The sequence below is a fragment of the Pseudooceanicola marinus genome (genome assembly GCF_020177265.1).
GTDB classification, from domain to species: Bacteria; Pseudomonadota; Alphaproteobacteria; order Rhodobacterales; family Rhodobacteraceae; genus Pseudooceanicola; species Pseudooceanicola marinus_A.
Window position 1 is genome coordinate 91,065 of sequence record NZ_JAIVMC010000010.1, and the last position, 13,438, is coordinate 104,502.

12 protein-coding genes are annotated in these 13,438 nt (G+C 67.0%); 8 read left to right on the top strand and 4 right to left on the bottom strand.

The features are described 5' to 3' along the window. Position 1 precedes the first annotated feature (1 nt). From LC066_RS17535 to LC066_RS17550, 4 genes are read right to left on the bottom strand one after another with little or no spacing between them, the layout of a single operon-like run. Positions 2 to 991 (bottom strand): membrane dipeptidase, encoded by a 990-nt coding sequence (locus LC066_RS17535; protein ID WP_224901726.1) that lies wholly within the window; start codon positions 989 to 991, stop codon positions 2 to 4. Beyond that, positions 988 to 1,677, bottom strand: coding sequence for a hypothetical protein (locus LC066_RS17540; RefSeq protein ID WP_224901729.1), 690 nt, complete (start codon positions 1,675 to 1,677; stop codon positions 988 to 990). Before LC066_RS17540 ends, LC066_RS17535 begins: the two co-directional genes overlap by 4 nt. Next, on the bottom strand, positions 1,674 to 3,398 hold the full coding sequence (locus LC066_RS17545; protein WP_224901732.1) for a hypothetical protein: 1,725 nt from the start codon (positions 3,396 to 3,398) through the stop codon (positions 1,674 to 1,676). Before LC066_RS17545 ends, LC066_RS17540 begins: the two co-directional genes overlap by 4 nt. Further along, positions 3,395 to 4,168, bottom strand: coding sequence for an IclR family transcriptional regulator (locus LC066_RS17550; protein ID WP_224901734.1), 774 nt, complete (start codon positions 4,166 to 4,168; stop codon positions 3,395 to 3,397). The genes LC066_RS17545 and LC066_RS17550 overlap by 4 nt, the downstream gene beginning before the upstream one ends. Positions 4,169 to 4,256: 88 nt before the next feature. On the opposite strand from LC066_RS17550, the gene LC066_RS17555 reads away from it, so the two are divergent. The 8 genes from LC066_RS17555 (at position 4,257) to LC066_RS17590 (ending at position 13,389) form a co-directional block, all read left to right on the top strand. Then, the gene (locus LC066_RS17555) at positions 4,257 to 4,532 is read left to right on the top strand and encodes a hypothetical protein (protein ID WP_224901737.1); all 276 of its coding nucleotides are present in this window, start codon (positions 4,257 to 4,259) and stop codon (positions 4,530 to 4,532) included. Positions 4,533 to 4,661: 129 nt separating this feature from the next. After that, on the top strand, positions 4,662 to 6,200 hold the full coding sequence (locus LC066_RS17560) for an acetolactate synthase large subunit (protein ID WP_224901739.1): 1,539 nt from the start codon (positions 4,662 to 4,664) through the stop codon (positions 6,198 to 6,200). A gap of 89 nt (positions 6,201 to 6,289) precedes the next feature. Next, positions 6,290 to 6,877 (top strand): cupin domain-containing protein, encoded by a 588-nt coding sequence (locus LC066_RS17565; protein ID WP_085887674.1) that lies wholly within the window; start codon positions 6,290 to 6,292, stop codon positions 6,875 to 6,877. A gap of 244 nt (positions 6,878 to 7,121) precedes the next feature. Beyond that, positions 7,122 to 8,444, top strand: a complete 1,323-nt coding sequence (gene ugpB / locus LC066_RS17570; RefSeq protein ID WP_224901744.1) for a sn-glycerol-3-phosphate ABC transporter substrate-binding protein UgpB — start codon at positions 7,122 to 7,124, stop codon at positions 8,442 to 8,444. Positions 8,445 to 8,516: 72 nt separating this feature from the next. Continuing rightward, positions 8,517 to 9,401 carry a sn-glycerol-3-phosphate ABC transporter permease UgpA gene (gene ugpA / locus LC066_RS17575; RefSeq protein ID WP_224901747.1) on the top strand — a complete coding sequence of 295 codons (885 nt, stop codon included), beginning with the start codon at positions 8,517 to 8,519 and terminating at the stop codon, positions 9,399 to 9,401. Positions 9,402 to 9,413: 12 nt separating this feature from the next. Then, positions 9,414 to 10,262 (top strand): sn-glycerol-3-phosphate ABC transporter permease UgpE, encoded by an 849-nt coding sequence (ugpE, locus tag LC066_RS17580; protein WP_222479687.1) that lies wholly within the window; start codon positions 9,414 to 9,416, stop codon positions 10,260 to 10,262. A gap of 2 nt (positions 10,263 to 10,264) precedes the next feature. After that, entirely contained in the window at positions 10,265 to 11,359 is a 1,095-nt protein-coding gene (ugpC, locus tag LC066_RS17585; RefSeq protein ID WP_224901751.1) for a sn-glycerol-3-phosphate ABC transporter ATP-binding protein UgpC, read from the top strand. Positions 11,360 to 11,724: 365 nt separating this feature from the next. Further along, positions 11,725 to 13,389 carry a hypothetical protein gene (locus LC066_RS17590; RefSeq protein ID WP_224901754.1) on the top strand — a complete coding sequence of 555 codons (1,665 nt, stop codon included), beginning with the start codon at positions 11,725 to 11,727 and terminating at the stop codon, positions 13,387 to 13,389. The last annotated feature ends 49 nt before the right edge of the window (positions 13,390 to 13,438 follow it).

Here is a 13,438-nt window from a genome sequence, read left to right on the forward strand (position 1 = left end):
CTCAGCTGTTGGAGTTGGGGAAGGTCTCGCCGTAAAGACGCAACCAGTTGCCGTGGGTGATTTTTGCGACCTCTTCTTCCGAGAAGCCCACGTTGCGGAGGCCGTTTGGGATGACCGCCATGTCCTCCAGCGCCTGGAACCAGTCCGGGGGCGGGGCCTTTCCCGGACGGGCGGCGGAGGCTGCGCCGTAGTCGACGCCACGGGTCCAGCGACCCATGCGCATCCAGGCGTAGTCGGGGGCGGTAAAGTTGTGGCTGCGGTCGGTGCCGATGGCCACGCTGTCGATGCCGGCGATGTCGACGGTCTTCGCCACCATCTCGCACCATTGCTCGATGGGGCCGGAATAGTAGTCGCCGGTGATGTTGCGATAGGCGGCGCAGCCGATGACACCGCCGGTTTCCTTCAGCGCGCGCAGCACGTCGTCGGTCTTGTTGCGCTTGTGCGGAAACAGGCTGTCGGCATTGGCATGGGTCACCGCGATGGGTTTCTCCGACGCCTCGATGGCCTGCAGGGTCGAGAGGTTGCCGACGTGGGAGCAATCCACCAGGATCCCCGCGCGGTTCATCTCCTTGATGACTTCCTTGCCGTAGCGCGCCAGGCCCGAGTCCTCGGCCTCATAGCAGGAACCGGCCAACTCGTTCTGATTGTTGTAGGTCAGCTGCACCACGCGCACGCCCAGTTCGGCCCACATCTCGACCAGGCGAATGCGGCCCTCGAAGAGGTTCGAGTTCTGGTAGCCCAGGATCGCGGCGACCTTGCCCTCGGCGGCGGCCTTTTCGATATCGGCGGGGGTATAGGCGAAGGCGGCCACGTCGTCGTTTTCGCGGATCAGGTCGCGCCAGCGGCCGAGGCTGTCGAGGCTTTCCAGCGTGCCTTCCCAGAAGCCGCAGGTGACCACGACGCCGTGCACCTTGGCGGCCTGCAGCCGGACGAAACTGTCGCGGTCGAAATGGCCGCATTGCAGGCCGTCGATGATCATGTCAGGGGTCATTGGGTGGCTTCCTGGGTCTTGAGGCCGACCGAATTGATGAAGTTCGGGTCGGTGTCGTCGTCATTGTCGGTGCGGCCGATGATCTGGCCGTCTTCGGTCACGATGTTCACGCCCGCGTGGCGGCGCGAGACGACCGAATCCGGTGTCAGGGCGGTCTGGGCCAGCTCGTAGATGCGCCACCACTGCGCCGCCTCGATGCGGGCGCCGTCCTGCAGGACACGGGTGAGCACCGGATCGGCCACCGGGCCGCGCGTGGCGGTCAGCGTGGTGCCGGACAGCGACACTTCCAGCCCGTGCCGGGCGCCCAGGCCCTCCGCGATGGCCAGTTCCGCGGCGTCGGTGGCGCCGGTCACCTCGATCCGGGCGCTGTCATGCTGCGCCAGGGTCAGTTCCAGCAGGTCGAGGGCGGAGGGCAGGGCGATCCAGGCGTGCTGGCCGCCGGCGTCGAGGACCAGGCGGTCTCCCACCTCCGCCATCAGCGCCAGCGGGGTGGGGGTCGCCTCCATCAGGTCGGGCAGGCGCGCCTCCAGCAGGGGGAAGCCGCCCAGCCCCATGGCCTGGGAATACATCACCACGTCGGTGATCATCAGCGCGAAGCCCTTGGGCAGGGCGGTCAGCGACAGAATGCGTTCGCTCATCAGGCGCATTTCGCGCGGCATCACGCGCAGGGTCTGGGAGGGGGTCATGCGCGGGGCTCCTCGGGGTAGAACCAGTCGCCGACCTGGCCCGCGGCGATGGCGTCGCGGGTCGGTGCGCCGTGGTAGAGCACACCGCGCAGGTTGCGTTGCAGGTAGTCGCGGGTCTTGTCGATGCCGTGCAGGCCGACGTTCATCAGCCGCACCAGGTCGATGGGCACGAAGGATCCGGCGTTGATGTTGGCGTGCGGCGTGTGGAAATGGCGCCCGGCCAGGGATTGCGCGCGGGCCACCATCAGCCGGTGTTCGGGATGGGCCAGCAGGAAGCGGGCGACGGCCGTGTCCGGGGCCACTTCGCCCAGGTCGGCGTGAAGCGCCTGAAGGTTGCCGGGGATGTCCAGGCCCAACTCGCGCGCCTCGGGGATCTCGTCCCGCAGGCCGCGGCGCGGTTCCTCGGCGGTCTCGGACTTGTACCAGACGTAGTCCTGGGCATCGGGCGCGGTCATGTCCATCTCCAGCGCCCAGGCATAGTCCTCCTCCAGCAGCGCGCGCAGGGCGCCGGTGGTCATCACGGGATCGACCTCCAGCTCATCCGCGCCCGCGACGCCGGCGGCCAGCTCGTCGGCCAGGTCGGGGACCAGTTCCATGATGAGCGACAGGAAGGTCTCGTAGCTTTCGGGGGCCAGGGTCGCCTCGGCCCGGCGAGCCAGGACATCCAGCGGGAAGTCATGGGCCGTGCCGTCGATGGTTCCGGCGTCGAGCAGCTCCTCCAGGGCGGGGATCAGGCTGGCGACCTCCTCGGCCACGGTGGCGGAGGCGGCGAAGGTTTCGTACATCATCCGGTCCTGGGCGCGGAAGGTCTGCGCCCGACGGATCAGCGTGATCAGCCGCTCGATCCGCGCGTCGCCCCGGCCCAGGTCCAGCCCGAGGGCGGCGGCGATGGCGGTTTCGCGGGCCGTCAGCCAGCTGTCCAGAAGGCGCGGGTGCTTCTGTACGAAGAAGATCAGGCCGAGCGCCGAGCCGTTGCCGACGCCCAGGTAGCTGCGCAGGGCCGGGTCCAGTTTCACCGCCTTGTCCGAACGCAGTCTGGCCAAGTGTTCCACCAGGTCGCAGGCCAGTTCGCGCATCAGGTAGGCCAGCAGCAGCTGCGCCTCCAGCATGCCGCCCAGGTCGTGCGCCTCGGTGTTGATCGACGGGAAGGAGCGGGTGCCGAAGGTGCCGTTGCCGTCCAGCCCGGTGTTGCGCATCAGGTAGCAGACGGTGTTCAGATCCTCGACCGAGGGCTGGCGCCCGTCGGCGAGCGCCTCCAGCACCGTCTCGAAGACCCGCATGGACCGGTTCGACCGGCACCAGACCAGCGCGGTGTCGCTGGCGCGGCCGCGGTAGAGTTTCGGCAGCTCCTCGCGGGCACTTTCGATGGCCTCCTCGGTGGCCGGGCCCTCGTTCAGGGTGCCCATCATGTCCCAGGCGCGGCCGATGATGCGGCCCGTGCGCCCCTCGCGTTTGGGCGTCAGCGAAAAGGCGATGAAGCTGAACTCTTGCCGGGGCGTCTTGATCGAATAGACGATCGTGCCGCGCGCCTCGTCATCCACGTCGAAGCGGTCGCAGGTGATCTGCCAGCGCTCGCGGCTCATCCGGTTCATCATCGCCCGCGTGCCGCTGAGGCGCGAGGGCTGCATCGCGGCCAGCCGCTCGGGTTTCATCAGCCCGCGCCAGTCGCGCAGGCCGGGGCGCCCGTCGGCGTCCCGGGTGTGAAGGGATGAAAGCGTCACGAGGCGCCTCCTTGCAGGATTTGGGAGAGGTCCGCGGCCGCTTTCAGCAGCGGCGCGCGGAAGCGGGCCTCGTCGAAGCGGATTTCCGGCACGACGAGGGAAAGGGTGGCGGTGCAGCGGCCATGCAGATCGAAAACGGGCGCCGCGATGGCGCGCACGCCGCTTTGGGTATAGCCGCTGGACAGCGCATAGCCTGCCTCGCGGATCGCCGGCAACGTCGCCTCGTCGGGCAGCGGGTGGTCGCCCTTGCGCAGCCGGTCCAGCATCTGCGCATCGCCATAGGCCACCAGGATCCGCCCCGAGGCGGAGCCTTCCAGCGACATCATCGTGCCCAGCTTCTGTTCGGCGCGCAGCAGGGTGTCGGATTCCACGCGGGCCACGATGCAGGGCAGGCCGCGGTCGATGATCGACAGCGAGGCGGTTTCGCCGGTGTCGTCCACCAGCGCGCGCAGCACCGGGTCGGCCCGGGTGCCCAGGTCCGCCTGGTCGAGCGAGGCCGAGGCCATGCGGGTGGTCAGCATCGACAGGCGATAGGCGCCGCCATCGTCCTGTTCCAGCCAGCCGGCGGCGACCAGGGTCAGCAGCCGCTGATAGGCGGTGGCGCGCGACAGGCCCAGCCCCTCGGCCACCTCGGCCAGCCGTTGCGGCCGGCGCTTGTCCCCGAAGAAGCGCAACACGTCCAGAACCTTGAGCGCGGTCGACAGCGGGCGGACGCCGCCATCCTTGGGCGCTGTTTCGGTCTGTATTCTATCTGAATATGAATGATCCATATGAAATATCCTGTGAAGCATTTCGCGTTCTGTCAAAGGAAATAGAGGCGTCTCAGGTGCAGGTTTTGGGGTGTCGCAGGTCAAGTCCTTGAAAATTCGCGAAGAAAATTTTGCGATTTCTGTATCAATTTTTGAGCAAGGCGGGGCAATTTCGCTGCTTTTGCCGGAATTGGCTCTGTGCGCGGTCTCGGAGGGAGGTGGGGTGAAGGGCTGTTCCCGAGTCGGCGCACAGGCCTTCTGTATTGAAATTAAATACATTTCTTGCGCGCTGCGGGGTGCGAACGTCGTCGTCCCGGGGTGCTCGTTGGCGCCATGCTTGCCGATTTTCGCCGTCATGGCGATTTGTGGTGCTCATTATTATTGACACATCTGCCGAGATCGGGAGGATCAGGCGAAACGCGGGTCCACGCATTCTGTGGGGCCGGGGCCCTGGGACGTGCGAAGGACGAACGTTCAGACGTCGGGGCCGGACACGTCAGGAAGGTAGAGAGTGATGACAAGAAACGGTGCCGATCTGGTGGTGCAGACGCTGGCCGAAAACGGGGTGCGGATGTGTTTTGCCAATCCCGGAACGACGGAAATGCACATGCTTGCCGCCCTGGGGCGGGAGCCGCGGATGGACCTGTCGCTCTGCCTTTTCGAGGGGGTCGCGACCGGGGCCGCCGATGGCTACGCGCGGATGATGGGTACGCCGGCGGCGGTGCTGCTGCACCTGGGGCCGGGCTTTGCCAATGGCATGGCCAACCTGCACAATGCCCGCAAGGCCGAGACGCAGGTGTTCAATATCGTGGGCGAACACGCGACCTATCACCTGACCTATGACGCGCCGCTGACCGCCGACATCGCCGGCATGGCGCATACGGTCTCCGCCGCCGTCGCCACCCCCGACACGCCCGAGGCGGCCGCAGGGGCCACCGCGCATCTGCTGGCCGAGACGTCCCACGGCGGCGTCGCCACGCTGATCGTGCCCAATGACGTCGCCTGGGCGGAAACCGACGCCGAAACCGTCGCGGCCATCCACACGCCGCGCCCAGGCTTCGATGCCGATCTGCTGGCCGATGCCGCCGCGCGGCTGCGGGCGCCGGGGGCCGCGCTGATCGTCGGCGCCCCCTGCATCACCCGCCGCATGGCGGAACTGGCCGCGGCCATCGAGGCCAGCACCGGGGCCATGGTACGGGCCGAGGCCGCCGTGGCGCGGATGGAGCGCGGCGGCGGCACTCCACCCATGACGCGCGTGCCCTTCCACGTCGATTTCGCCACCGAGGCGCTGAAGGACATCCGGACCGCCGTGCTGGTCGGCGCCCGCGAACCCGTGGCCTTCTTCGCCTATCCCGGTCGCCCCTCGCGCCTGCTGGCCGAAGGGGCGGAATGCCTGCCGCTCTGTGCGCCCGGCGCCGATGCCGAGGCCGCGCTGGAGGCCCTGGCGGACTTGCTTGGCGCCCGGGTCACCGGCCACACCCAGACCCCCGCGACCCCGGCGGAGCCGGACGCGGCGATCAATGCCGAGGTGCTGGGCCGCACCGTTGCCCATGCCCTTCCCGAGGGCGCCATCGTGGTGGACGAAAGCATCACCAACGGGCTGTCCCTCTTCCCGATGTGCGGCGAGGGGCCGGCGCATGACTGGCTGAACAACCGGGGCGGCTCCATCGGCTATTCCCTGCCCGTGGCGCTTGGCGCGGCGACGGCCTGCCCGGATCGGCCGGTCTTCTGCATCACCGGCGATGGCTCGGCCTTCTATACCCTTCAGGCGCTGTGGACGATGGCGCGGGATGCCCGCGACGTGACGGTGATGATCCTCGCGAACCGCTCCTACAAGATCTTGGCAAACGAGACGGCCAAGATCGGGGCGGGGGAGGCGACCGAGGCCACCGGCCCGCTGATGTCGCTGGAGGATCCGGCGCCCGACTGGGTGAAACTGTCCGAAGGGCAGGGCGTGCCGGCCCGCCGCGCGGGCACCGCCGCCGAACTGACCGAGGCCTTGGCCTGGGCGCAGGGCGAGGCCGGCCCCCACCTGATCGAAGTGACGATGTGACCGGCGACGTGGCGACAGGCACCGCAGGGCACTGGCGTGCCTTGCGGAAACACGGTACGTCTCGGGTCCTGTCAGGCAAGGGGGGCGTCATGACCGACGCGGCTTTCGACATCGGTGCGCGGCTTCTGGCCATGCGCAAGGCGGCGCAGCTGTCGCAGCGGCAGCTGGCCGAACGCGCGGGCGTGCCCCATGCGCAGATCTCGATCATCGAGAAGAACAAGTCCTCGCCCTCCATCGCCACCCTGCGCAAGATCCTGTCGGGGCTGGGCATGACCATGGCCGACTTCTTCGAGAGCGAGCGGCAGGCGCCAGAAGGCCCGTTCTTCAGCCCCGAGGACCTGCTGGACCTGACCTCGAAACTGCCCGTCACGGGGGTTTCGGACGTGGCCGGGCGCATCGCCTTCCGCCAGATCGGCGACGCGCATCGCCACAACCTGCAGATCCTGCATGAGGTCTATGAGCCCGGCGCCGACACCGGCGAGACGATGCTGGAGCATTTCTCCAACGAGGGCGGTTACGTCATCGAGGGGGAGCTGGAGCTGACGGTGGGCGGCGAGGTGCGGATCCTGAAGCCCGGGGACAGCTACCTGTTCGACAGCCGCATTCCGCATCGGTTCCGCAACCCCCACGAGGGCCGCACCGTCGTCATTTCCGCCTGCACGCCGCCCTACCTCTGAGCCGTTCAACCCGCTTTGTCGGGTGATTTCGACCTGCGCGCCTTTGCGCAGGTCTTTCGCATTTGCGGGCCGGGGAGGCGCCTGATCCGCTCATTCGCGCAAATCGCCGTCCGTATCTGCTTCGATGCGCAGGGTGGGGCGGTTGAACGCGCAGTTTCAATCGATCTTCATCTGACTGACTCCGAACTGTCATGAAAGCTGCCTAGGCGAGGGGCATCCTTTTCTTCCTTTCACGGAGCATCCGATGCAGCGCAACCTGATCGCAGGCCTGGCCCTGACCACCGCCCTGGTGGCCCCGCTGGCCGCCTCGGCCCAGACCGAAATTTCCTGGTGGCACGCCATGGGCGGCGCCCTGGGCGAGAAGGTCGACGAGATCGTCGCCAACTACAACGCCTCTCAGGACGAGTATCACCTGACCGCCACCTACCGCGGCAGCTACACCGAGACGATGACCGCGGCCATCGCCGCCTTCCGCGCCGGTGAACAGCCGAACCTGGTGCAGGTCTTCGAAGTGGGCACCGGCACCATGATGGCCGCCGAAGGCGCCGTCTATCCGGTCTACCAGCTGATGGAAGATCACGGTCAGGACTTCGACCCCTCGGTCTACCTGCCCGCCGTGGCCGGCTACTACACCAACACCGACGGCCAGATGCTGTCGATGCCCTTCAACTCCTCCACCCCGATCCTGTACTACAACAAGGACATCTTCGCCGAGGCCGGCCTGGACGCCGACGTGGCGCCGGAAACCTGGGCCGACGTGGAAGAGATGTCGCGCAAGATCGTCGACAGCGGCGCGGCCGAATGCGGCTTCACCACCGGCTGGATCTCCTGGGTGCAGCTGGAAAACCTGTCGGCCTGGCACAACCAGCCGATCGGCACGCATGAAAACGGCTTTGGCTCCATCGACAGCGAGATGACCGTCAACGGCCCGGTGCAGATCCGTCACTGGGAAAACCTGGCCAAGTGGGAAGACGAAGGCCTGTTCAAATACGGTGGCCCCGGTGGCGGTGCCGACAGCGCGCCGGCCTTCTACTCGGGTGAATGCGCCATCTACATGAACTCCTCCGCCTCGCGCGCCGGCGTTCTGGCCAACACCGAATTCGACCTGGGCCTGGGCATGCTGCCCTACTACGCCGACGTCGAGGGTGCGCCGCAGAACTCGATCATCGGCGGTGCCACCCTGTGGACCCTGGCCGGTGCGTCGGACGCCCAGTACGACGGTGTCGCCTCCTTCCTGACCTACCTGTCCTCCGCCGAGGTCCAGGCCGACTGGCACCAGTTCACTGGCTACCTGCCGATCACCAACGCCGCCTACGAGCTGAGCCAGAGCCAAGGCTACTACGACGAGAACCCCGGCGCCGACATCGCGATCAAGCAGATCACGCTGAACGAGCCGACCGCCAACTCCAAGGGCCTGCGCTTCGGCAACTACGTGCAGATCCGCGGCGTGATCGACGAAGAGTTCGAGAACCTGCTGTCGGGCGACAAGACCGCCGAAGAGGCGCTGAACGACCTGGTCGAGCGCGGCAACTCGCTGATCGCGGACTTCGTCGAAGCCAACGGCTGAACCTGATCCGATCTCGACAGGCCCGCGCCCCCGCGCGGGCCTGTTCCCTTTTTCCGGCACCCCGGGTTTCCCATGCAGACCAAACGCACGACCTTCCGCAGCTGGTGGCTGCCCTACCTCCTGGTGGCGCCGCAGCTGGCGATCACCCTCGTCTTCTTCATCTGGCCCGCGGGCCAGGCCGTCTATCAGAGCTTCCTGCGCGAAGATCCCTTCGGCCTGTCGACCACCTGGGTCGGTCTGCGCAACTACATCCGCCTGTTCGACAGCGCCGAATACCTGGCGTCCTTCGAGACCACGGTGATCTTCACGGTCTGCACCGCCACGCTGTCGATGGGTCTGTCGCTGCTGCTGGCCGTGGCCGTCGACCGGATGATCCGCACCGCCAGCGTCTACACCACCCTGGTGGTCTGGCCCTATGCCGTGGCTCCGGCCATCGCCGGTATCCTGTGGTGGTTCATGTTCAACCCCTCCTTCGGCATCCTGACCTACGTGCTGGAGATGGTGGGCTATGACTGGAACCACCGGCTGAACGGCGAGGATGCCATGACCCTGGTCGTGCTGGCCTCGGCCTGGAAGCAGATCAGCTACAACTTCCTGTTCTTCGTCGCCGGGCTGCAATCCATCCCGATGTCGCTGCGCGAGGCGGCGGCGATCGACGGGGCGGGGCCGGTGAAACGCTTCTTCACCGTGGTCTTCCCGCTGCTGTCGCCGACCACCTTCTTCCTGCTGGTCGTCAACATCAACTACACGATGTTCGACACCTTCTCGACCATCGACGCCTCCACCGCGGGCGGGCCGGGCCAGGCCACGACGATCCTCGTCTACAAGGTCTACGAGGACGGGGTGAAGGGCCTCAACCTCGGCTCCTCCGCCGCGCAATCGGTGATCCTGATGTCCATCGTGATCGCGCTGACCTTCATCCAGTTCCGCTTCATCGAGCGGCGCGTGCAGTATTGAGGAGGCCGCACCATGGTTGAAAACCGTCCCTTCCTGACTTTCCTGGCCCATGCGGTGCTGATCCTGGGCGTGGCCTTCGTGGCGCTGCCCGTGTGGATCGCCTTCGTCGCCTCCACCCATGACCAGTCGACCTTCCTGTCGGGGTCCATGCCGATGTGGCCGGGCGACAATATCTGGGAAACCTACGGCACCATCCTGGGCACCGGCGCGCCGGTGCCGGGGGCGCCGCCGCTGACCCTGATGCTGAAGAACTCGCTGGTGATGGCGCTTATCATCACCGTGGGCAAGATCGCCATCTCGATCCTGTCGGCCTTCGCCATCGTCTACTTCCGCTTCCCCGGCCGGGTCCTGATCTTCTGCCTGATCTTCGTCACCTTGATGCTGCCGGTCGAGGTGCGCATCATGCCCACCTTCAAGGTGGTGGCGGATCTGGGGATGCTGAACAGCTACGCCGGCCTGTCGATCCCGCTGATCGCCTCGGCCACGGCCACCTTCCTCTTCCGGCAGTTCTTCCTGACCATCCCGGAAGAGCTGGTGGAGGCGGCGCGCATTGACGGCGCGGGTCCGATGAAGTTCTTCCGCGACATGGTGCTGCCCCTGTCGCAGACCAACATCGCGGCGCTCTTCGTCATCCTCTTCATCTACGGCTGGAACCAGTACCTCTGGCCGATGCTGATCACCACCGACGAGAAATTCTACACCGTCGTCATGGGCATCAAGAGGATGTCCGACGTGGCCGACAGCGACCCCCAATGGAACTTCGTCATGGGCTCGGCCATGCTGGCCATGCTGCCGCCCGTGCTCGTCGTCATCTTCATGCAGAGGCTTTTCGTCAAAGGCCTCGTGGAACAGGAGAAGTAATCATGGCCGGTATCAAGCTTTCCGCCGTGAAGAAGATCTACCCCGGGGCCGCCGAACCGGCGGTGAAGGGTGTGGACCTGGACATCCAGGACGGCGAGTTCGTCGTGCTGGTCGGCCCCTCGGGCTGTGGCAAGTCGACCCTGCTGCGGATGATCGCGGGGCTGGAGACCGTCTCGGACGGGGAGATCGCCATCGGCGACAAGGTCGTGAACCAGATGGAACCGGCGGAGCGCGACATCGCCATGGTGTTCCAGAACTATGCGCTCTACCCCCATATGTCCGTGCGGCAGAATATGTCCTACGGGCTGAAGAACCGGAAGATGCCGAAGGCGGAGATCGCCCGGCGCATCGACGAGGCCGCGGCGGTGCTGGAGATCACCCCCTACCTCGACCGCAAGCCGCGCGCCCTGTCGGGCGGACAGCGTCAGCGGGTCGCCATGGGCCGCGCCATCGTGCGCGACCCGGCCGCCTTCCTCTTCGATGAACCGCTGTCGAACCTGGATGCGAAACTGCGCCTGCACATGCGCGGCGAGATCAAGCAGCTTCACCAGCGGCTGAAGACCACCAGCGTCTACGTCACGCATGACCAGCTGGAGGCGATGACCCTGGCCGACCGGCTAGTGGTGCTGAACCATGGCCGCATCGAACAGGTGGGCCGCCCGCTGGATCTTTACCGCCGCCCGGCCTCGACCTTCGTCGCGGGCTTCCTCGGGGCACCTGCGATGAACCTGATCGAGGCGGAGGTGTCCGGTGGCGCCCTGATGCTGGCCGGGACCGCGCTGGCGCGCGGGCTGCAGGCAGAGGCGGGCCGCGTCACCGCCGGGATCCGCCCCGAGGCCCTGCGCCTGCGCCCCGCGCCGGGGGGCAACTTCCGCCTGGACTATGTCGAGGAACTGGGCGGTTCGCGCATCGTGCACGGTCATATCGGGGCACAGCGCATCATCGCCCAGACCGACCTCGCGCAGGAGCTGTCGGCGGAGATGCACGCCGAGTTGCCGCTGGAGGAGCTGCACCTCTTCCATGCGACCGAGGGCCATCGCTTGTCGATGGGCGTCAGCCAGCCCGCGGCCGCTGATCCGCAGTTGGTCGGCGCCTGATCCACGGCTGGTTTGAGCCTGGTCCGGGCCCGGTCCGCCATGCAGCGGGCCGGGCGCGCTCAATCTAGGAGCGAATCGCTTTTTTCGAAAATTTTATTGGTGGACAAGTTAATCAGGGGCTCTAAAGGGGCTATTCGCCTCAAAATTGTGGGCACCTGTTATTTTTGCATAGCCGGTCTTGCCGGGTGAAACTCGCGAAAAACCCCTGAATCGCGGGTCAATCCCGGCACGTATGCTTTGCAGAACGGTATCCAGTTGCTACCGTTTCTAAGACGAAAGTCGTGTGTGTCTGAAGTTAATAAGTGGGGTGCTCCATGGAGCTGGTGTGTGTCGCCGCCGTGTGTGTGTGTCTGTCCCTTGCCGTGATGGGACGGATTTCTGGAAATGGTCTGGCCTTGGCGGGCCTGGGTCACGGCAATCAGGATCGACGAAATGACGCGCGGAAACGCGCCTGGGAGGCGGCCACCGCCGTGCCGGATCAACCGGCCCGGGTGCTCAGCCGCGTGGCAGACGACAGCCTGTCGGGTGCGCCCGACGAGATGGCCGTCGCCGAGACGGCGGATGACAGCGCCGGGATGACCGCAGGCCGCGTTGAGGAGAGCGCTGCCGAGGATCGTGCCGCCGCACCCTCCGCCCGGGCCGCCGGCCCGGAGATGAAGCTCATCGTCGATGGTCTGTGCCTCGATACCCTGCGCTTTCCCGCCCACCTGGGCGACGGCGCGGCCGAGGAGGAAGGACGGTTCTGGCTGGACATCACCCGGCTTCGTCGCGCCGATGATGGGGTCCCGCGCCTGCGCGAAGCGCTTCTCGTGGCGCTCGACTGGGCGCGCGACCCCGAAGGCAAGGGCCGGCCGGAGGCGCGTCAGCGCCTGACGCTGGTGCTGCCGGTCCGGCACCTGCCCTTCCAGGCCTTCCGCGCCTATGCCCGCGAGCTGGAGCTGTTCACCGCGCTGGTGCTGCGCCGCTACCCTGACGTCGTGGCGGCCTTCGAGATCGGCAACGAGGACTGGGATCTGGTCAGCCCGGATGAATATGCCGCCAAGGCGCGCATGGTCATCAGCGCCCTTGAAACCGGGATGGACGCCCTGAACCTGCATCCCGCCCGACGTCCCGACATCATGGTGCAACGCCCCCTGCCGCCGACGCCGCCTTCGGGCCGTGACGATCGCGGCGCGGTCGCCCGTGTCAGCCAGAACGCCCTGCAGGCGGCCCTGGCCGCACGCAAGGCGCACAGCCTGCAGGGGCTTCGCGCGATCGACACCAGCTTCACCGCCGAGGATGGCGCGATCGAGATCACCGCCCATGAGGGCGAGGACCGCCTGGTCGCCTATGTCCGCTCGCGCCTGGATCATCCGATCCGGCTGGACGTGGATTTCGCGTCGCTGCTGCCCCGGGTTCCGGCCCGGGCAGAGGCCCTGCGCATCGGTGCCGCCCCCTCCGGCGCCGCGCACCCCTCCGTCTCCCGTTCGGTTCGGGTCGGGAATGCCCTGCGTCTGGCGCAGTCTGCTCCCGCTGCGCAGCCCTGGGCGCTCGATGTGGTCGAGATGGACGGACCCCTGCTGGATGTCGAGCTTGCCCCCTTCGAGGCGGTCGAGGTCACCTTCCTGCTGGGGGACGGAGGGGACATTCACCCCGACAAGGTTCGCCGGTCGATGCGCCTGCTGGACGGTGGCAATGCCGGTCACGGTCGGTCCCTGGCGCAGCAGGACCGTGTCCTGCGGGCCGAGACCGCGGAGGACGACCGTCTGGTCGGCGCCGCACAGCCTGACGAGATGATCGGCTGGATCGGCACGGACAAGTTCGTCTTCGGCAAGACCGCAGGCACCGCGCCTGGTCCGGTCATCCGCAACTTCATTCCGGGTCAGGACGTGATCGATCTCGTGCTGCCCGGTCTGTCCGCGCGCGACATCGCCCTGGCCGATCATGAGGACGGGGTCATGGTCCAGGCTGGCGATCACGCGCGGTTCCTGCTGGATGGTGTCCCTTCCGCCCGGCAGGTCGACGTGCAGCGGGATTTCCGGGTTTTCTGACCCCCTCCGGTTGCCAGTGCAGTGGGCCCCGTGGCAACGCGGGGCCCTT